This is a genomic window from Pseudolactococcus laudensis (assembly GCF_013449735.1).
Taxonomy (GTDB): Bacteria; Bacillota; Bacilli; order Lactobacillales; family Streptococcaceae; genus Pseudolactococcus; species Pseudolactococcus laudensis.
This window is the reverse complement of sequence record NZ_JACBNY010000001.1, coordinates 225,849-244,169: the sequence shown is the minus strand read 5'-3', so window position 1 is coordinate 244,169 and position 18,321 is coordinate 225,849. Positions and strand designations below refer to the sequence as shown.

The following is an 18,321-nucleotide window of genomic DNA, read 5'->3' as shown; positions in this document are numbered from 1 at the left end:
TATCGTTTTACCCCTTTAATCATCTTGTACAATTCAATGATTGCTTTCGCAAAATCAGCACAAGCAAATGTCAGCATCCAATGGTTTTAGACGTGCACCATCATCTCCTACAAGAATTTCTAAAATATTACAACAGTAAGCGCTTACTTGTACCTAGTATAAACCAGACGATGACAAAATGATATAGTTTTTAATCAGGAAGAAACTTGTTACATAAGTTGAAACAAAATGATAATTCCCTTCCATAACTTGATTAGCGATGCCAATAATTGTCGTTGTTTTTTTAAAAATCCGTAGCATTTCCAAAAGCGCAAAAAAAAAACGATTACAACCTTGAAATTCACATTCCCTAAGGTTTGTTATCGTTTCCCTAGCCATTCTAAAATAATTATTGTGCCACTCGCACATGATGCGCCAAAATTTCAATCAAAGCTAAAACTGGTAACTGTGTCGTCAAAATTAACTTATTAATCGACTTGTTACTAGCATATTCATCAATCATATAGTAGGAAAAATTTAGGTCTGACAGCTTTGAAATAGTGGATTTTTCGTCATTCGTAATTGAAATAATTTTCACACCATTCTGCTTAAACTGCAGTACTCGTTCCATAATACCTTTATTCTCACCTGTAACAGATAAAACAATGAGGCAGGCATTCTGATAGCCACCATCCGTAATAGCGATTGCCTGAATACCAACACTATTAAAATATCGATAACCATACTTAGACAAAGCGCCGCTAGTGCCGGCTCCCCTAAATACCGTGTAAGCACTATCCTCAATCATCTGACAGGCTTGCGCCAATTTTTTCTGAAATGTCGCCCCCGTCAAACCTTTCAAAAAGGAATTGAGCTCCAGAAAATTAGCATAGTAGCTCTCCAAAGAAGGTTCATAGTGATTAGCCTGCATCATATGGAATTTAAGTTCTGAAAAACCCGCAAATCCCAAATGCCGGCAAAATCTGACAATGGTTGCTGCTGACACGTGTGTCATTTGGGCTAATTCTCGAATTGTCATCTTGCTGACATCAGCCATATGCTCCATCAAAAAATTGTAGATTTGAAATTCCGTCTCGTTTAATTTTTTGATTTTTTCAATTTCAAACATGATATGTCCTTTCGCTCTTTCATATAGGGACATATAAGACATTGTCTAAAATCCACTTAATCCGAAAGCTTACTCTCCCGAATGTTAAAGGCTTCAAGCGCTAACTCAACCAATTTTTCAATCAAATCCGAGTAGGCTAACCCCATGTTCTCCCACAAAAGAGGATACATTGAAAACTGCGTGAAACCAGGAATCGCATTAATTTCATTCAGATAAATCTGTTGATCAGCAGTCATGAAGAAGTCACAGCGCGACAAGCCTGTTCCTGCAACTGCACGATAAGCAATTTCCGCGTATTTTCGCATCGCCGCCATGGTTGCCTCAGGAATACTCGCCGGAATCGCCATAGTGATCTGATTGTCGATATATTTGGCATTGTAATCGTAAAACGCCACATCTTTGACCACTTCGCCGGGCAAGGTCGTCATCACATCAGAATTGCCAAGCACCGCCACCTCGATTTCACGCGCATCAAGCCCTTGCTCGATGAGAATGCGACTGTCGAATTTTAGTGCTGCTTCTATGGCAGAACGTAAGTCAGATTCAGATGCGACTTTGGAGATGCCGACAGACGACCCCATATTGGCCGGTTTAACAAAGACTGGATAAGTCAAAGTCGCCGTCACTTCAACGATTTTAGCGTCAAGTTCAGCTAAATCCGTCAAAGCAACATACGGTACTTGTGGTACACCGACAGACTCAAAGACATGCTTGGCCATGATTTTATCCATGGTCACACTAGCTGAAGTAATGTTCGGCCCCACATAAGGCATCTTGAGTACCTCAAGAAAACCCTGAATTGAGCCATCTTCACCCATAGGACCATGAAGGACAGGAAAAACAACAGCTCCTGCTTCATAAATACTAGCAGGTGACACGATATCAGCCGCAACAACCGTTGCGTTGGTCATTAATTTCGTTCCCCGAACAGGTGTCTCAGTGAAAACTTGTGTTTTGACAAACTCACCCGTTTGCGTGATAAAAAACGTCTTCACCACAAACTTGTCGTAGTTAACCGCAAACATCACACTCTCCGCTGATAATACCGATACCTCACGCTCAGCACTACGACCGCCATATAATAAAATCAAACTTTGTTTTGACATCTTGTCTCCTTGAAATAATCTAGTCAAATTTATTATATCACAAAAGCGACGGTGCGATTTGATAAAAATTCCCTCAGTATGACACTATCATACTGAGGGAAATATTTTATATATCTTGACAACAATACACACAATGATATAATTAGTGTATAAATATATCAGGAGGTAAAGATATGACAACAAGTACAATTAATTTTAAAATTGATGATGAATTAAAAAAAGAATTTCAAAAACTATCAAAAGAGTTAGGCTTAACAACAACATCATTTTTAACAATGTTTGTCAAAAAAGCTGTTACTGAACAGGGTGCTCCTTTTGAAGTCCGAGTCCAAAATAAAGTTTATAAGCAGTTGTGGCAAGAAGAACAAGAAAAAATACTAGGTATCATTGAAGACGATGCTAAAGAGATACCTGGGGATTATTTTGAAAAAGTAAAGGCAAAGTACACGCATGACTAAGTTTACCATCAAAACAACAAACCGATTTGACCGACATCTAGCTACCTTAGACAAACGTTTAGGTTTAAATTTTGATGAAATTATGTCTGTTATTGAGGAAATCAAAGTCGCCAAAGACATTCTAAAAGAATTTGGTACATTGCCACAGGAATATGTCTATTATTTGCATCGTTTAGAGGACGAACCTTGGGCTGGCTTTATGGAATTTCATGTTGCTGATGATGTGCTAGTTGTCTACGCAGATGTCACAGCGAAACACGAAATTCGTCTAGTTGGCATTTATAATCATGAACGACTTAGACAAGGCAAGCTTGACTAAATAAACGAAAATGCTCTCCCAGACCTTGTATCTGGGAGAGCATTTTATTTTTATTAGTTTTTTAAATCTCCTGCCGATTCTCGACAGCCTTACTGAGCGTGACTTCATCAGCATACTCAATATCACTGCCAACAGCAAGACCACGCGCCAGACGCGTCACCTTAATCCCCGCGGGCTTAATGATGCGCGCCAAATACATGGCAGTCGCCTCACCATCACTTGTCGCATTGGTGGCAATAATCACCTCAGCGACCTGACTATCCATCAATCGCGTAATTAAGGTTTTAACATTAATATCATCAGGGCTGACACCATTCATCGGACTAATCGTGCCATGCAGGACATGGTAGAGACCGTTATATTCACGAATCTTTTCCATAGCAAGGACATCCTTTGATTCCTCAACCACAAAGATAGTCGTTCGATCGCGCGATTCGTCACTGCAGATGTTACAAGGGTCCGCATCCGTCAGATTCCCGCAGATGCTACAGAAGTGGAGATCGCGTTTAGCCGACAAAAGATTGGCTGCAAACTGATTAACATCATCGTCTGACATACCAATCGTATAAAAAGCAAGACGAGTTGCCGTTTTTTGACCAATACCGGGTAATTTTGCGTAAGACTCGATTAGCTTGGCAATTGGTTCTGGATAATAAGCCATATTTGAGCCTTTCATTTTTAGGTTTTATTTGAAATCGTACATTGAATTGTAGAGATTGACAATATCTCGTGTGATGTTTTGATTGGCATGAGTCGTTGTGCCGTCAGGTTTAATAATCGTATCAGGTACCATGACACCAATCGCGATTTGTGGTTTTTCAGACGGTGCATATGCCACGACATTATTCACTGACAGATAGACTTGATTGCCATTGGCATCGAGTTTATACGTCTCTGATGTTCCGGTTTTCGCATTAATATTAACACTCGCATTTGCCATAATATCTTTACCAGTCGCCATGTTACCACCATGCGTGACTTGATACATGCCTTGCTGGAGCAAGCTCACATTTTCAATTGAAATATCAACCATATTAAGTGTTTTGGTTTCGATTTTCTTAGTCAGAGCGCCGAGTGAACCGTCTGTATTGCTGTCATAGACACCTTCTATCAGATGAGGAGCAACGCGCTTACCGTCATTGGCAATGGTCGCTGCATACTGGGCTAACTGCAAAGGCGTATAGTTATCATACTGACCGAAACTTTCATCCAAGTAGTTGGCTGCTGTTTCATCTTCACCGTTAAAGCCTGGTGACTCACCTGGAATATCAAGGCCTGTCGGAACACCTAAGCCAAATTCACCATAAGTTTTTCGGAATTTTTTAAAGGAATCCTCAAGTTTTGAGGTGTAGATTGTCATGTTGGGGTGGTAGGGCTGACCTAGAATGTCTAGTGCAGTCTGAATCATATAGGTATTAGATGAATATTCCAAAGCCTGAACAGCAGAAATCGGTGTTGACATCCCATTTGTGAACCAAGACTGTTTCACTTGTGAACCTTGAATTTGAATCGGTTGGTCATTTAAGACTTGATTACCAGATAACACACCATTTTGCCAACCTGCAGCGATTGTACCCATTTTGACCACAGACCCTGGAATGAAAACATTTTGAATCGTACCAAGCGTATCATCTGAGAGCTCACCAGTTTTTATGTCATAATGAATCCCACCAAGAGCATAAATAGCTCCAGTAGTTGGGTTCATGACCACAGCGTAGGCACCTTCTGAATGACCACCAAAACCTTCAGCTTGAAGGATAGCAAAATTATTTTTCAGAATATCCTGCACACCTTGTTGGAATTTCGAATCAATGGTCAATTTCAGGTTCTTGCCTTTTTCGCCTTGTTTCAGGACTTTTTCGCCTGTCACATTACCATTTTTATCAACCGTAATTTGTTTCACAGCATTGGTACCATGAAGTTCATCTTCATAGCCTTTTTCCAAGTATGAAGTGCCGACACGATCATTGCGTGAATAACCTTTTTTCAGATAGTCATCCAGACTTTCTGCCGGAATACCTGTTTTTTCACTGGTAACAGTCCCTAAGATGCTGGTCAAAGGCGAATCTGCATACTCTCGCTCCCAAGTCGTACCAACTGAAATCCCTTTAAATGACCGCTCATTTTCAGCAATTGTCGCTTGTTGTTCAGCGGTGAAATTCCCTGACGCAATAATGGTCGTCGCAAAATTAGACGTAGCGTTCATTCGCTTATAAAGTTTGGCAGCTAATTCTGTATCCGCATCATAAGCAATCTCTTCATCAGTCACTTTTTTGACATATTTAGCATAGATTTCTCCCTCAGACAATTTTTCGCCTGTTTTAGAATTAATGCGTTCTTTTGCCGGGACACGCTCTTGAACCTTAGCTAAATTTTCAGGATCAGCTAAGAAGAAATCCTTTTTATCACGCTCAGTCAAGGTATCTGTTTTGACAGACTCTGGAATTACACTGACAAGCTTAATCGCAACTTGTCGCATTTCTTCTGCTGTCATCGTATTACTACGCGTAAAATTAATCGTCTGTACCGCTTGATTCGATACCAAAGGCACGCCATTGGCGTCATAAATTTGACCACGGGCTGTTCCTTCAGTAACCGTTGATAAAGATCCCGATGTCTCAAGTTTCTTGTCATAAAAGCTTTTATTAGCAATTTGCATCTGATATAGTCTACCAACCAAAATCAGGAATAAAGCAAAAATAAGGAAAAACAAGACATTAATACGTTTTAAGATAGCCTTAGAAGGATTTTCTAAGACTTTAGGTGATTTATTTTTTTGAGAACTATTTTTTGATTTCATTACTTACCATTATACGATACTTTTGTCTAAAAAAAAACTGCCAACCTCGCTAAAAGTTGGCAATTCAAATTGATTGACTTGATGTTACGGGCTTAGACTTCCTTTATCAAGAAAGTCAGCCTGTATGACCAGGCGATTCTCGCCATCAATATCAGTACAGGTATACAGAGTGAGTTGCGCTTGACCAACCTTATCCGCCATAGCCTGATAGGTCGCGTTGAAGTTACCTTGCCCATCATCAATAAAGAGTTTTGTAATCTTAAATCGGTATTGCGTTTGTTCAGATGCTTGATTAACTTTAATCTCATCACCGATTTTTAATTTCAGTTTTTCCAATACAATTGGCTGTTTCATATCAAAACTGCCGTCTTCATTGACTAAAAGCGGACTGAAATAATCTGTCGCTGATAGATAAGTACTGTGGGCAGATAAAACATAATTATTCACACCTAATTTTTGGGTTGTTTTATTGGTACAAGCATATATCGCCTTATCAAATCCGGTGCCGTCTTCTTTCCCTCTACCTTTTACAATCGGCAAATCCAAGCCAACCTTGTCAATAATGACTTGGCCTATAAAATTTAGGCTCTCATCAAAATCAAGCATACTTTCTTGCATCGGTATGGTCTGTTCTTTAGAATCATTAGCTTCCTTCGAATATTCCGATAGTAACTGCCGATCAATCGCAACTTGCGAATGTGATGTTTTTGGTTTTTCAACCTTGGTATCAGGGATAAGACACCAAATTGCTAACACCATCATCAAACTAGCGACAATTAATACAATCGTGCTCACACGATTTTTAGTCTTTTTAGACGCTTTTTTTATGATTTCTACTAGCTGCTTAGGTCTCACGTTTCTATCCCACTTTACATTTCTTTTTTCATATCTACCATAATTATACTATAAAACAAAAATGATAGAAGATAATAAAAACCAAGCAACCCTAGAACTGTCACTTAGTTTTTAAACATCCTATTGATTAGTCTGCTTTGCGAATTTTATAAGCAACAGAACCTAACATTGAAAGTGCACTAACTTCTAAAAGCGCAAAAGGTGCTACTGTTGACTCTTTTGCTACTGGTGTTGCATTTGTTTTAGCCACCGCACCTTTAGGTGCTGATATTGTCGGCAAGTTTTTAGCAACTGTCGCAGTAGGTTGTGATGTTGCACCAGCCACTAACAAATCAATACTTTTATTGATTAATGCTGCGTCGTGGTCAACTGAATCTTGAAGTTGAGCTGCAGTCTGGCCTGTCATTCTTAAAAAATAAACCACTTCATCTGGTGTCAACGATTCAAAGTCAGCTATCTCTGCCTCATAAGCATTGACATCAAATGGTGCACCTTTTTTATCAACTAAACTAGCTTGAATGCTGCCCATGATTCAGGTGTGTAATCAGCTTCTTTCAAAGCTTTATATCTTGCAATCGCAGCTTTGATTCCTGATAAATTAATGTTTGCAACTTCTGATTTTTTAACCAAAAGTGTATCAATTGCGTTATTTAAGTTTTTAGCAAACAAATCAAGCTCAGCTTGAATCTCAGCTTCTGTTGATCCATTCTCAGTAATATTGGCAGAAACCTCAGACGGAGTTAACGCTTTCATTTGTTTGATCATTTCTTCAAACTGTTTTGTTTTTGGCTCAACTACTTTCAAAGTAGCCCAAGATGTTGCTGTATAATCTGCTTCAACCAAAGCGTTGTACTTCGCAATCACTGCATCAGCTTTACTAAAATCAATACTTTGTGTTGCAGCTTGTGCCACAAGTGTCCCAGAAAAATCTGTCGGTGCCGCCAATACTGCTGCCCCAGTCAATGCAGTCGCAATTGTAACCGCTGTCAAAACTTTTTTGCTTTTTGAAAATCCCATAATTTCCTCTTTTTCTTTTTTAAAATTGTTAATGTGCTAAACTTTATGCAACATCTACTCCCATAAACATCATGAATTCATCACAGCTCGCAAGCCACCAACTATTGCGCCGTAATGCCTAATCAGACATGACCTTCCTCCTCACCACTTATAAATTTAATCTTCTAAGCCCCTCAACTAAAGATTACAAGTAAAAATGAGTATGCGCTTTGCACCACTACACTCGTTATCTTAACATAAATTTTATATTTTTTAAAGAATAAACTGGCATTTTGTCCATATTTTTTATTTTATGATACTTTTATTCATTTTAATGCCAGTGAGATGCTAAATAGATGAGAACTATCTCAAGTTTACAGGGGATGCATCCGCTATACCTATAACAAAATAAGGTACTTGTTACACGTCTGCTACCATTCTCAGGAATAAAAAAACCACTACATAAGCAGTGGTTTGATTTATATTATTTGTCTTCCAAGTAATATTGAGCTGTTTTGTTCAAGTTATCGTCGAATTCGAATACCAATGGTGGGAAGTTTGGAATTTCGAATTTCAAGATTTCTTCAGCGCTCATTTTGTTGATGTGTTTGACAAGGGCACGAATTGAGTTACCGTGTGCGCCAACGAAAACGTTTTTGCCATCTTTAAGTGCTGGTGCAATTTGGTCTTCCCAGAAAGGCAAAGCACGTTCAAGTGTCAACTCAAGGTTTTCAGCATCTGGTACGATTGAATCTTCAAGGTGTGCGTAACGACGGTCACCATGTGAAGAAAATTCAGCATCATGAGCCATTGGATCTGGGCTCACGTTGTATGAACGACGCCAGATAAGAACTTGTTCGTCACCATATTGAACAGCCGCATCAGCTTTGTTAAGACCTGTCAAAGCACCGTAATGACGCTCGTTTAAACGCCAAGATTTTTCAACTGGTACCCAAAGTTGGTCAGAATATTCAAGGACATAGTTAGTTGTTTTGATCGCACGTTTAAGAACTGACGTGAAAGCAATATCGAATTCGATACCAGCATTTTTAATCAACTCACCAGCTTTTTTCGCTTCTGCAACACCTTGCTCAGCAAGATCTACGTCAGCCCAACCAGTAAAGAGGTTCTTTTCGTTCCATTCAGACAAGCCGTGGCGTGCGAATACTAATTTTACCATGTTTTTAATTTCTCCTGTAAGATATTAAGTTTTGTTTTTGCTAAGATATCAATGTGTAACGACTATTTGTCAATCCACCAATCAAATTACAAAGCACAAAACTCAAATGATTTTAAAACAATACCCTATTATTTTACACTATTTTTGAATGATTTACCACTATTTTTGAGCGCATTTTCATGATTTTTTCAAGATTTATCTCAAAACTTATTCTGCTCAAAATAGTTTTCCAGACTGCGTTTGTAGGATTTAGCAACTTCTGATAAGACTTGACCTTTTTTCTTGATAAAAATCAAGGTATTGGCATTGCCATCTTCTAATGGAATTACTCGGATACCGTGAACACTTTCTTTATCGATAAATCCTGAGCCAGTGGCATAGGCATCTGTACGCTCTAATATACCATTAAGTGATGCTCGGTCTGTCACATTATATATCTTAGTATTTTCAAAGGTTTCAACCAAGTCTTCTGAATAATAGAGAAATTGCTCATTTTCTTGCGTAAATCGAGCCCGACTTAAATGTCTCAATTCATCATTAGTCACAAACTCTTTATTGGCTAGAGGATGAGATTGCCGCAGATAGATATGCGTTTTAAAAGTCATCAACTCTTCAAACTCAAGATCCAACTTATCTAGCATTCGGGTGATCCCTAAGCGATTGTGATTATTTAAGTAAGCAATTCCAACATCGGACAAACCGTCTGATACCTCACTCAAAATGTTATAAGTTGTTGATTCAAATAATCTAATATTTTTGATCTCAGGATTTTTTTCAGAAAACTCAACTGAAACTGGCGCCAAAAAATCATAATGCTGACTGGCAACTGAAAAGCTATGTTGCATTGTCGTCGGCGCTAGATATTTAGCCTCAAAGGTATCAAAATCACGTAAAACACTCTGAGCTTGCTCATAAAAACGCTCTCCAGAAATCGTCAAACTCACGCCAGTATTAAGACGCTCAAAAATCTTGAATCCTAATTCAGTTTCAAGATCCTTAACAGCGATAGACATTGACGGCTGACTGACATAGAGTTGTTCACTTGCCTCTCGAAAAGTACCTGTATTAGCGATTGCGACGACATATCTTAATTGCTTAATGTTCATTTTTACTCCAATAAAAAGTGTATAACATACATTATACACTTTTTTTACTTATTTATCAGCTGGTTCTGCCGTTTAAAAGGCTCTAGCTTATAGTTGAATTCGGTACTAACTCATTGATTTCTCTTTGTCTTTTCTTGGTCATTCCTTGTAAAATCAACTGGTATGCGTTTTGTATCATAGCTTTAATCGTCTCATCAGGAACTTGACCCGCAAGGTCAATCGAATTCCAATGTACCTTATTCATATAGTAACCCGGTACGATTTCAGCGTATTGCTCTCGCAGTAATTCACCATCTTCGGGTTTTAACTTAACTGTTAAAATCCGTTTTCCTGACTTATCTTGTCCTAGCATGCCAAACATTTTATCATCTAGTAGTAAACGCGTCGCGCCCCACTCTGCTTTATAATCAGTATGAGCCGCTGGAAACGTCTCTGCATAAGTACAAATATCAACTTCTTTCATCTACTAGAGTCCCTTCAACTTATATTAAGAAACAGAAGGTTTTTGTTTCTGATTTTGCCACAACTCACAGCTGTACTTTTCGCACCAAAGCTCGAAATCTGCTTCATCAGACTTGGTCTTCTTGATAAAGATATCATCAACCTCAACATCTAAAGCTTTGGCAATTTTGAAAGCCAAATCTAAAGACGGGTCATACTTATTATTTTCCACAGCATTAATTGACTGTCGAGTGGAATGCGTCAGACGCGCCAAGTCTTCCTGAGAAAATTTCATCGCCTTGCGCAATTTTTTAATATTATTCTCCATGGAACCTCCTTCTTAAATCTATTTCCCGATGCATATTGTCAAAAGACCTTTACATATTTTCATTGTATTATAAATTCGTGTTTTTGACAAGAAATTCAGTTTCATTTAGCAAAGCCATCAAAAAATAGGTAAGTAAGCACTACACTGGCTAATCTGCGAATAACGCAAGATATTCTGGATACCCAGCCTGAACCAAATCTGCTTTTGGAATAAAACATAGTGCTGCTGAATTAATACAGTAGCGTAGACCACCTGTTTCTTTAGGACCATCTTCAAAAACGTGTCCAAGATGTGAGTCCGCATCAGCCGAACGAACCTCAGTTCTATCTCTACCGATAATTGAGCGGTCTAGCTTTTCAATGATTTCCAAGGTATCAATTGGCTTACTAAAGGCCGGCCAACCACAACCTGCATCAAATTTATCCGTTGATGAAAATAAGGGTTTCCCCGAAACAACATCAACAAAGATACCATCTTGCCACCAATCATCATATTTGCCAGTAAACGGTCTCTCCGTTGCTGACTCTTGTGTGACAGCATATTCTTCCTGGGTCAAGCGTTTCTTGAGTTCCTTTTGATCGTATTTTGTCATAGCGACACCTCTTTCTGCGATTCATCTTAACGAACTACGCCCGCTCAAAGGCTTTCTACGATTTCTCTTCGTGAAATCTTGAAACTTGACCTACGCTGGCGCTTCGTCCAAGCGGGGTCATTCGCGAACTGCGTCCGCTCAAAGGCTTTTACTCATTCGATAAGACTAATATCTTTTAAAATCAACGGCCTTTTGAGGCTGCTTTAACACCTAAATTACCAAGTACTTGACTGATGAAAACAATCACCAAAACAAAGACAAGGGATAAGAAAGTCACATCACCACGACCACGTTGATACCCTTGTTGCAATGCCATTGAGCCTAGACCACCACCACCGACAGTGCCAGCCATTGCTGTCAAACCAATCAAATTAATTACTGTAAAGCTCGACGCCCGAATAATTGACACTAAACCTTCTTTTAAATAGACACGATAAATAATGCCGAAATTCCCGACACCCATGGCACGCGCAGCTTCCACAACACCCGGATCAACTTCAAGTAAGGCATTTTGAATCTGACGAGCAAAAAACGGAATCGTACCTAACACCAATGGTACTGTAACGGCAGCTGTCCCAACAGAAGTGCCAACAAGGAAACGCGTCACTGGCATAATCACAGCCAATAAAATGATAAAAGGAATAGAACGACCAATATTGACAATCTTATCCAAAATCGTATAAATCAAACGTTGCGGCGTCAGACCACCTTCATCAGTCATCAACAAAATGACACCTAAAATCAAGCCCAAAATCCCCGCAATCACTCCCGTGATAAAAGTCATTTGCAAGGTTTCAAGCGTTGCAGTCCAAAAATCAGGCCACAACTCGGCAGCATTTGGAAAAAGTTGATTAATCATTTGGCACCTCTGTTTCTTTTACTTCTGAGCGTTTAATTTCAGAAATTCGCACTTGTCGTTCTGCTAAATAGTTAGTAATCGCCTCCAAATCAGGCTGCTTACCATTCTCACCCTCAAGCGTCACAATCATCGTACCAATCGGCACATTTTGCAGAAACTCGATATTACCATACAAAATATCTGCCGTCACAGCAAACCGCTTGTAAAGCTCAATAATAACTGGTTCCGTCGCATTTGAAAATTTAAGCTCATAGACAGGTTGGTCTGTATGCGCCAATAATTTCTTCTCAGCCTGCTCGACATGCGTCGCCGTTCTGATGAAGTCTCGCGTCAAATCCGCTTTAGGTTCATTGAAAATGTCAATCACATTGCCACGCTCAATCACACGACCATTTTCCATGACCGCCACCTTATTACAAATTTCCTTAACCACTTGCATTTCATGCGTTATGATGACAATGGTAATGCCTAGTTTATGGTTCACCTCTTGGAGCAATTCTAGAATTGATAACGTTGTCTTTGGATCAAGAGCAGAAGTTGCTTCATCACAAAGTAAAATTTTGGGGTCATTAGCCAAGGCACGTGCAATTGCAACACGTTGCTTTTGACCACCTGATAATTGACTCGGATAGGCGTCTTTTTTATCTAAAATACCAACTAGCGCCAATAAATGTGCCACCTTAACTTCAATTTCATGTTTGGACAAGCCTGACCCTTTTAAAGGAAAAGCAACGTTATCAGCAATCGTCCGTGATGCCATTAAATTAAAATGTTGGAAAATCATCCCAATCTTTTTACGCTCTTCACGCAAGTCACGATTGGATAATTCAACCAGATTTTTTCCTTCAATACTCACGACACCCTGCGTTGGCTTTTGAAGTAAATTAATAACTCGAACAAGCGTTGATTTTCCCGCACCTGAATAACCGACAATGCCGTAGATATCCCCTTTGTCAACTTTCAGTGAGACATTATCAACCGCAACAACTTCACGATCTTTCTGTGTGAATTTTACACTAATATCTTTTAAATTTATCATATCCATTATTTTACCATTTTCTCAGACAATCTGTCGCCCTTTTTGATAGATGATTCCCTATTAATAACCCAGCAAAAAGCCTGAGTATAAAACTCAGGCCCTAAGCGATAAAGGTGTAACGGTTTTACACGTCTTATTTTGCGCCTTCCCAAGCTGGGTAGTCGTTTGTTTTCTCAATCAATTTCGCAATTTCTGGTGTTTGATAAGCTTTGACAATTTTCTTGAAGTCTTCTTTATCTTTGTCTTCTTTGCGAACAGCGATGATATTTTTATACAGGTCACTTACTTTATCCAAGTGATCTGTGTCAATATAAATCGCAGATTTTTTAGGTGTTGTATGCAATTGGTCAGTCACATAGTTAGTGTTGATAAAGGCAGCTGTCACATCTGGTAACGTCGCAACCAATTGGTCTGCTTGAATTGGTTTAATCTCAATTTTAGTGTTGTAAGATTCGATATCTTTCACTTCTGGTGAATCAGGCGCATCTTTTTTAAGTTTGATAATATTAAGTGTTTCGAGCGCTTGAAGTGCACGACCACCATTTGTTGGGTCATTTGGAATGGCGACTGTATCGCCATCCTTCAAATCTTTTGGATCTTTAATTTTTTCAGAGTAAAGACCAAATGGTGAAATCAAAGTATAACCGATATAAGTTAAATCTTTTTTGTTTTCTTTATTGTAGTTGTTCAAATAAGCCACATGTTGGAAACTATTCAAGTCAAGAGACCCGTCAGCAAGTGCTGGATTTTCTTCTGTATAGCCACTAAATAATTTCACATCAATTTTAATCTTGTCATCTTTTAGAGAATCACTGACTTTTTCCCAGATTTCTTTTTGTTGGTCACTTGCGACACCTACAACATAGGTTTTAACACCGTCTTTTTTAGCGCCACAGGCTGCAAGTGTTCCTATTGCAAAAACAGCAACAAGTGCCGTCAAAACTTTAGTCCATTTTTTCATGTATTCATTCCTCCAAAATTTGTTATCTCATTAGTTAACTAAAACTAGTATAACACTAACTTGACTATCCTCGTCTTACCAAAATTTTATAACAGACTTCAATTTTTTCTATATCAAATCTCTAAATAATTTCTCTTTATGGTTTGGATACTCTGAGCTAATCGATTGGTTTCTGAGTTATTTAATGGTGGTAAAATACGTCGTATAACGCCATCTTTCAAGTTAAATTCTGTTAAAGTGGCATAAAAACAATTTTCAGACTCATCATAAGATGAAACTGGTAACAACTCTCTCGTGTCTGTTTTTAAAACACGAATGATGCGTGCCACACTTGATGAAATACCGAAGGCAGTATGATGCTTGGCAGCGTAAATCTCCCAACCTGTACCAGTCGCCAACTTTTCAACTTCACTCGACACATTAAGTGCGACTTGGCTTTCACCATGCTCTCCAATGACTAGCACATCATCGCGTTCTGCTCGATGTTTCAAACGATTAGTATCAATCAATGTCCCACTTCCGATAATTTTTGCTTTATCAAAGCCAGTCATATTTGCCAAATATAGAGCTATGACATCGCAAGGATTAGTAATTGAAATGACGATGCCTGAAAAACCAGATGCCTTTAATTTTGGTGATATATCTTCAACAATTTTAGATGTCACGCGCAATTCTGCCAGTCGGTCTGTCGCTGTTTCCAACACTCTAATGTCTCCTGCACAAAAAACGACGATTGCTGCATTTTCAAGGGCAGCATAGTCATTTTTGATAAGTTTAACATGATGATTTAAATTTTGTACGGTATCTGATAACTCAAGATACTCAGCTTGGACCTTCATTTCATTTGTATCAATCAAGACTAGCTCATCGGCTAATCCTTGTAGACAAAGCGTATAAGCTAGTGTTGCACCGACATGTCCCATGCCAATAATTCCGATTTTCATCCTATTTCCCCACTTTCAACTTCTGTGCTTAGCAATTGTAACTATGCTGTTGCGAGTTCCAAATAATAGCGCTTGCATTTACATTAGTATCATGATAAACTAATATTGTAAAAAATACAAACACAAGGGGTACCGCAAACGCGGTTGAGATTTACCCTCAGAACCTGATGCGGTTAATACCGCCGTAGGGATGTGTCAATTTGATGAATCAATCGAATGACTTCTGATGACCCCTCCTTGTGAAATATAAGGAGATTTTTTTATGTCACAAACTCAAGTTTTCAGCATTCGCATCTTAGCTGAGGTAGCGATTGTCGCTGCGTTGGCTATGGCGCTTTCTCTCATCCCACTCCAAGTTGCCTGGTTTGAGATCAGCCTAGGGACGACACTCATCGTCTTGATTTCATTACGTCACGGAACACTTGTTGGGCTGATAACCGGACTCATCTGGGGTCTACTTCATTTCGCCTTAGGTACAGCCTACTTTCTTAGTGTGCCACAAGTCTTGATTGAGTACGTTTTGGCTTTCACTTTTACGGGATTCGCAGGACTAGCACGGAAACCTTTTGCTCAAACAGGCAAGAATCGCTATATTGTTCTTGCGGTCATCATCGGTGCTTTTGCCAAATACTTCTGGCACTTTGTCGCCGGTGTCATCTTCTGGAGCGACTATGCTTGGAAAGGTTGGGGAGCAGTTAGCTACTCTTTAATTATCAACGGTATGAGTGGTATCATGACAGCCCTTGCTGCAATCATCATTCTCATTGCGGTTAAGAAAGCCTATCCTAAATTGTTTAATTGCTAATCGAAAGCGCTGTTCAGGCGCTTTTTTTATGCGCTTTTTTTATATTTTGATATAATAAAATAATACAAACAAAATATAAGGTGGTTAAACAAAACATGTCATGGCTTATTAGACTTATCAAAGGAGTGGTCATTGCTCTAGGTTTCATTTTACCGGGTGTTTCAGGCGGTGTTCTAGCAGCTATTTTAGGGATTTACGAGCGGATGTTATCCTTTCTTGCACACATTCGTCGCAACTTCAAGGCAGATTTTTTCTATTTCCTACCTGTCGGGATTGGTGGCATTTTAGGGATTGGGCTCCTATCACGACCGCTTGAATTCTTGTTAGCTCATTATCAAGTTATCGTCCTCTGGGGTTTTGCGGGAGCTATTGTTGGGAGCTTACCCGCCTTGTGGCAAGAGGCAGAAAGTCAGTCACAGCGCGATAAAATTGACTGGTCTTGGTTGATTGGCACATTTGTTGCTAGTCTTGTCATTTTATATAGCATGCCCTATATCTTCGGCACACTACCTGCCAATTTTGTAACCTTCATCTTAGCTGGTGCTTTGATTGCTTTAGGTGTCTTAATTCCAGGTCTCTCGCCTTCCAACCTCCTTTTGATTTTGGGTCTCTACTCACCCATGTTAGTCGGATTTAAAAACTTTGATTTACTCAATGTTTTCCTACCGATTGCAATTGGCGGTATCCTTGCCGTGCTACTCTTTGCTAAAAGTATGGAGCATCTCCTTGAACATCATCATTCACGGGTCTTTCATTTCATTTTAGGTATCGTATCTGCCTCTACCGTACTTATCCTCGTGCCAAATAGCAAGAGCGCTGAAAGTATCAGCTATGCCGGAAGTAACCTACTTACCCTTGTGTTAGCTGCCATTTTCACAGCCCTGGGGCTGTGGTTAGGTCTATGGATGAGCAAACTCGAGGAGCGCTATAAATGAAAAAAGGGAAGTTGAAGAAAATACTGGTCGAACAGATCTTGGATAAGGCAGGGATTGCCCATGAGCCGCTCGCCTTAAATGCTTTAAAAGACGACCTGCCGGAGGGTATCTCTAAAGCTGATATTTATAAAACGTTGGCTTTAACAGGCAACAATGGACCGGTGATTGGCATCATCCCATTAACGCAGCATTTATCTGAGAAAAAACTCGCTAAAGTTTCCGGTAATAAAAAAGTCAGCATGATTCCTCAGAAAGATTTGCAAAAAACAACGGGTTATGTCCACGGTGCTAATAATCCTGTCGGGATTCGTCAAAAGCATCCTTTTCCGATTTTTATTGACGAAGTTGCGCTAAGCAAAGACTTCATGATTGTCTCTGCTGGCGAAGTAGGGCGCAGCATTAGCATTCAACCCCAACTTTTAGCCGATTTTGTTAAGGCAAGTTTTGTGGATATTTCAGAGTAAACAGCAGGACTTTTTAACCAATGTTTTAGTGATTGGTATAATAAAAGCATGCAATGAACACGTATGCTCCCAGTAGAATCGTTTAAGACGGTAGCTATTAATGAGTTGAAAATAACTGTCTAACTTGCTAAAGTTAAGAGACGGTTATTTTTTCTTGTCGTTTTTATGCAGTATTACAACCAAACTCGTCAAGACAAGGATAACCGTACAAACCTTAGAGATGATTTGAATTGCTCCAAATACTGTCAACAATTAACTCTATTTACTTACCGACTTGTCAAATCATATTTTTTATTGTATACTTAAAAAATAGTTTAGGTTTACAAATAAACCCAAACGCCATTAAGAAAGGAAAGTGTCTCACCATACTTGACATTTTGAGACATCAGACAAAAAGACATGACAAACAATAAAGTACAACGCTTGGCAATCATTGCCATTGCAACAGCATTTCTTGCCGTCGCAAGTCAACTAACGATTCCACTACCACTTGTCCCCCTTACACTTCAAACCCTCGCAGTAGGTATTATTGCAACACTACTAAAACCATTGGATAGTATTTTAGCGATTTGTCTCTATCTCATTCTTGGTGCCATTGGTATCCCAGTTTTTGCTGGAGGCGCTGCAGGTTTTGGTGTGATTCTTGGACCAACAGGTGGATTTTTGATTGGTTTCTTACTTCAATCTCAACAAGTTTCACTATTGGGTCAAACTGCTTTTATGGTGAAAAGCACACGTGGTAAATTAATTCTATATAGCGCAGCCAACATTATCGGTGCTGCTTGGTGTTTAGCCTTAGGCACGATTTGGTTATCACTTGTCGCACGTCTATCACTTCAAGTTGCTTTTAAAGCTGGTTTCCTACCTTTCATTATTCCTGGTATTGTCAAAGCAATTCTTGCTGCCTTCATCGGCTATGCACTTCGTCGCGCTTTAAAAACACATCCTTATTTCGCAGTTGCGCCTGCCAAACAAGCTGACAAAGTCGAAAAAACAGAAGTAGCCGAAAAAGTTTAACCTATCTT

At 39.3% G+C, this 18,321-nt stretch carries 22 protein-coding genes and 1 riboswitch; of the genes, 6 read left to right on the top strand and 16 right to left on the bottom strand.

From position 1 onward, the window contains the following. Window positions 1-388: 388 nt before the first annotated feature. Entirely contained in the window at window positions 389-1,108 is a 720-nt protein-coding gene (locus HZR21_RS01255; RefSeq protein ID WP_180745706.1) for a MurR/RpiR family transcriptional regulator, read from the bottom strand. A 56-nt stretch (window positions 1,109-1,164) separates the two neighbouring features. After that, complete coding sequence (locus HZR21_RS01250; protein WP_180745704.1) at window positions 1,165-2,214, bottom strand: D-alanine--D-alanine ligase; 1,050 nt, start codon at window positions 2,212-2,214, stop codon at window positions 1,165-1,167. 173 nt (window positions 2,215-2,387) lie between these two features. On the opposite strand from HZR21_RS01250, the gene HZR21_RS01245 reads away from it, so the two are divergent. Further along, window positions 2,388-2,672, top strand: a complete 285-nt coding sequence (locus HZR21_RS01245; protein ID WP_180745702.1) for a type II toxin-antitoxin system RelB/DinJ family antitoxin — start codon at window positions 2,388-2,390, stop codon at window positions 2,670-2,672. Continuing rightward, a complete protein-coding gene (locus HZR21_RS01240; RefSeq protein WP_180745700.1) occupies window positions 2,665-2,991 on the top strand; it encodes a type II toxin-antitoxin system YafQ family toxin in 327 nt (108 codons plus the stop codon). Before HZR21_RS01245 ends, HZR21_RS01240 begins: the two co-directional genes overlap by 8 nt. Before the next feature lie 61 nt (window positions 2,992-3,052). On the opposite strand, the gene recR is transcribed toward HZR21_RS01240, so the two are convergent. From recR to HZR21_RS01170, 14 genes are all read right to left on the bottom strand, one after another. Continuing rightward, complete coding sequence (gene recR, locus HZR21_RS01235) at window positions 3,053-3,652, bottom strand: recombination mediator RecR (protein ID WP_031366547.1); 600 nt, start codon at window positions 3,650-3,652, stop codon at window positions 3,053-3,055. A 24-nt stretch (window positions 3,653-3,676) separates the two neighbouring features. Beyond that, complete coding sequence (locus tag HZR21_RS01230) at window positions 3,677-5,791, bottom strand: penicillin-binding transpeptidase domain-containing protein (protein WP_180745698.1); 2,115 nt, start codon at window positions 5,789-5,791, stop codon at window positions 3,677-3,679. A gap of 84 nt (window positions 5,792-5,875) precedes the next feature. After that, on the bottom strand, window positions 5,876-6,553 hold the full coding sequence (locus tag HZR21_RS01225) for a sortase domain-containing protein (RefSeq protein ID WP_180745696.1): 678 nt from the start codon (window positions 6,551-6,553) through the stop codon (window positions 5,876-5,878). 220 nt (window positions 6,554-6,773) lie between these two features. Further along, window positions 6,774-7,175, bottom strand: coding sequence for a hypothetical protein (locus HZR21_RS01220; protein ID WP_180745694.1), 402 nt, complete (start codon window positions 7,173-7,175; stop codon window positions 6,774-6,776). Further along, a complete protein-coding gene (locus HZR21_RS01215; RefSeq protein WP_180745692.1) occupies window positions 7,151-7,663 on the bottom strand; it encodes a hypothetical protein in 513 nt (170 codons plus the stop codon). Before HZR21_RS01215 ends, HZR21_RS01220 begins: the two co-directional genes overlap by 25 nt. Before the next feature lie 463 nt (window positions 7,664-8,126). After that, window positions 8,127-8,822 (bottom strand): phosphoglycerate mutase, encoded by a 696-nt coding sequence (locus tag HZR21_RS01210; RefSeq protein WP_003138937.1) that lies wholly within the window; start codon window positions 8,820-8,822, stop codon window positions 8,127-8,129. 200 nt (window positions 8,823-9,022) lie between these two features. Then, the gene (locus HZR21_RS01205; RefSeq protein ID WP_180745690.1) at window positions 9,023-9,928 is read right to left on the bottom strand and encodes a LysR family transcriptional regulator; all 906 of its coding nucleotides are present in this window, start codon (window positions 9,926-9,928) and stop codon (window positions 9,023-9,025) included. 82 nt (window positions 9,929-10,010) lie between these two features. After that, window positions 10,011-10,391: an MmcQ/YjbR family DNA-binding protein gene (locus HZR21_RS01200; RefSeq protein ID WP_180745688.1), complete on the bottom strand. Its 381-nt coding sequence runs from the start codon at window positions 10,389-10,391 to the stop codon at window positions 10,011-10,013. 24 nt (window positions 10,392-10,415) lie between these two features. Then, complete coding sequence (locus HZR21_RS01195; protein ID WP_003138942.1) at window positions 10,416-10,697, bottom strand: helix-turn-helix transcriptional regulator; 282 nt, start codon at window positions 10,695-10,697, stop codon at window positions 10,416-10,418. 148 nt (window positions 10,698-10,845) lie between these two features. Continuing rightward, window positions 10,846-11,289, bottom strand: a complete 444-nt coding sequence (gene msrB / locus HZR21_RS01190; protein ID WP_180745687.1) for a peptide-methionine (R)-S-oxide reductase MsrB — start codon at window positions 11,287-11,289, stop codon at window positions 10,846-10,848. A gap of 181 nt (window positions 11,290-11,470) precedes the next feature. Then, window positions 11,471-12,148, bottom strand: coding sequence for a methionine ABC transporter permease (locus HZR21_RS01185; RefSeq protein ID WP_180745685.1), 678 nt, complete (start codon window positions 12,146-12,148; stop codon window positions 11,471-11,473). Further along, window positions 12,141-13,187, bottom strand: a complete 1,047-nt coding sequence (locus HZR21_RS01180) for a methionine ABC transporter ATP-binding protein (RefSeq protein WP_180745683.1) — start codon at window positions 13,185-13,187, stop codon at window positions 12,141-12,143. Before HZR21_RS01180 ends, HZR21_RS01185 begins: the two co-directional genes overlap by 8 nt. 133 nt (window positions 13,188-13,320) lie before the next feature. Continuing rightward, the gene (locus tag HZR21_RS01175) at window positions 13,321-14,148 is read right to left on the bottom strand and encodes a MetQ/NlpA family ABC transporter substrate-binding protein (protein WP_180745681.1); all 828 of its coding nucleotides are present in this window, start codon (window positions 14,146-14,148) and stop codon (window positions 13,321-13,323) included. Between the two features lie 113 nt (window positions 14,149-14,261). Further along, a complete protein-coding gene (locus HZR21_RS01170; RefSeq protein ID WP_180745679.1) occupies window positions 14,262-15,092 on the bottom strand; it encodes a lactate/malate family dehydrogenase in 831 nt (276 codons plus the stop codon). A gap of 115 nt (window positions 15,093-15,207) precedes the next feature. Further along, window positions 15,208-15,300: riboswitch (TPP riboswitch) on the top strand. Window positions 15,301-15,354: 54 nt separating this feature from the next. Here HZR21_RS01170 and thiT point away from each other — a divergent pair. From thiT to HZR21_RS01150, 4 genes are all read left to right on the top strand, one after another. Next, entirely contained in the window at window positions 15,355-15,897 is a 543-nt protein-coding gene (gene thiT, locus HZR21_RS01165) for an energy-coupled thiamine transporter ThiT (RefSeq protein WP_003138950.1), read from the top strand. Window positions 15,898-15,959: 62 nt separating this feature from the next. Further along, window positions 15,960-16,832 carry a DUF368 domain-containing protein gene (locus tag HZR21_RS01160; RefSeq protein ID WP_483605841.1) on the top strand — a complete coding sequence of 291 codons (873 nt, stop codon included), beginning with the start codon at window positions 15,960-15,962 and terminating at the stop codon, window positions 16,830-16,832. After that, on the top strand, window positions 16,829-17,296 hold the full coding sequence (locus HZR21_RS01155; RefSeq protein WP_180745675.1) for an aminoacyl-tRNA deacylase: 468 nt from the start codon (window positions 16,829-16,831) through the stop codon (window positions 17,294-17,296). Before HZR21_RS01160 ends, HZR21_RS01155 begins: the two co-directional genes overlap by 4 nt. A 399-nt stretch (window positions 17,297-17,695) precedes the next feature. Further along, window positions 17,696-18,313 carry a biotin transporter BioY gene (locus tag HZR21_RS01150; RefSeq protein ID WP_180745673.1) on the top strand — a complete coding sequence of 206 codons (618 nt, stop codon included), beginning with the start codon at window positions 17,696-17,698 and terminating at the stop codon, window positions 18,311-18,313. Window positions 18,314-18,321 lie beyond the last annotated feature (8 nt).

What these genes read in the sequence shown, in the direction of transcription:
- HZR21_RS01245 (WP_180745702.1), top strand. Translation starts at nt 2,388, where the DNA reads ATGACAACAAGTACAATTAATTTTAAAATTGATGATGAATTAAAAAAA.
- HZR21_RS01185 (WP_180745685.1), bottom strand. Translation starts at nt 12,148, where the DNA reads ATGATTAATCAACTTTTTCCAAATGCTGCCGAGTTGTGGCCTGATTTT.
- thiT (WP_003138950.1), top strand. Translation starts at nt 15,355, where the DNA reads ATGTCACAAACTCAAGTTTTCAGCATTCGCATCTTAGCTGAGGTAGCG.
- HZR21_RS01225 (WP_180745696.1), bottom strand. Translation starts at nt 6,553, where the DNA reads ATGATGGTGTTAGCAATTTGGTGTCTTATCCCTGATACCAAGGTTGAA.
- HZR21_RS01230 (WP_180745698.1), bottom strand. Translation starts at nt 5,791, where the DNA reads ATGAAATCAAAAAATAGTTCTCAAAAAAATAAATCACCTAAAGTCTTA.
- HZR21_RS01195 (WP_003138942.1), bottom strand. Translation starts at nt 10,697, where the DNA reads ATGGAGAATAATATTAAAAAATTGCGCAAGGCGATGAAATTTTCTCAG.
- HZR21_RS01205 (WP_180745690.1), bottom strand. Translation starts at nt 9,928, where the DNA reads ATGAACATTAAGCAATTAAGATATGTCGTCGCAATCGCTAATACAGGT.
- HZR21_RS01170 (WP_180745679.1), bottom strand. Translation starts at nt 15,092, where the DNA reads ATGAAAATCGGAATTATTGGCATGGGACATGTCGGTGCAACACTAGCT.
- HZR21_RS01175 (WP_180745681.1), bottom strand. Translation starts at nt 14,148, where the DNA reads ATGAAAAAATGGACTAAAGTTTTGACGGCACTTGTTGCTGTTTTTGCA.
- HZR21_RS01150 (WP_180745673.1), top strand. Translation starts at nt 17,696, where the DNA reads ATGACAAACAATAAAGTACAACGCTTGGCAATCATTGCCATTGCAACA.
- recR (WP_031366547.1), bottom strand. Translation starts at nt 3,652, where the DNA reads ATGGCTTATTATCCAGAACCAATTGCCAAGCTAATCGAGTCTTACGCA.
- msrB (WP_180745687.1), bottom strand. Translation starts at nt 11,289, where the DNA reads ATGACAAAATACGATCAAAAGGAACTCAAGAAACGCTTGACCCAGGAA.
- HZR21_RS01215 (WP_180745692.1), bottom strand. Translation starts at nt 7,663, where the DNA reads ATGGGATTTTCAAAAAGCAAAAAAGTTTTGACAGCGGTTACAATTGCG.
- HZR21_RS01155 (WP_180745675.1), top strand. Translation starts at nt 16,829, where the DNA reads ATGAAAAAAGGGAAGTTGAAGAAAATACTGGTCGAACAGATCTTGGAT.
- HZR21_RS01200 (WP_180745688.1), bottom strand. Translation starts at nt 10,391, where the DNA reads ATGAAAGAAGTTGATATTTGTACTTATGCAGAGACGTTTCCAGCGGCT.
- HZR21_RS01210 (WP_003138937.1), bottom strand. Translation starts at nt 8,822, where the DNA reads ATGGTAAAATTAGTATTCGCACGCCACGGCTTGTCTGAATGGAACGAA.
- HZR21_RS01240 (WP_180745700.1), top strand. Translation starts at nt 2,665, where the DNA reads ATGACTAAGTTTACCATCAAAACAACAAACCGATTTGACCGACATCTA.
- HZR21_RS01220 (WP_180745694.1), bottom strand. Translation starts at nt 7,175, where the DNA reads ATGGGCAGCATTCAAGCTAGTTTAGTTGATAAAAAAGGTGCACCATTT.
- HZR21_RS01250 (WP_180745704.1), bottom strand. Translation starts at nt 2,214, where the DNA reads ATGTCAAAACAAAGTTTGATTTTATTATATGGCGGTCGTAGTGCTGAG.
- HZR21_RS01180 (WP_180745683.1), bottom strand. Translation starts at nt 13,187, where the DNA reads ATGATAAATTTAAAAGATATTAGTGTAAAATTCACACAGAAAGATCGT.
- HZR21_RS01255 (WP_180745706.1), bottom strand. Translation starts at nt 1,108, where the DNA reads ATGTTTGAAATTGAAAAAATCAAAAAATTAAACGAGACGGAATTTCAA.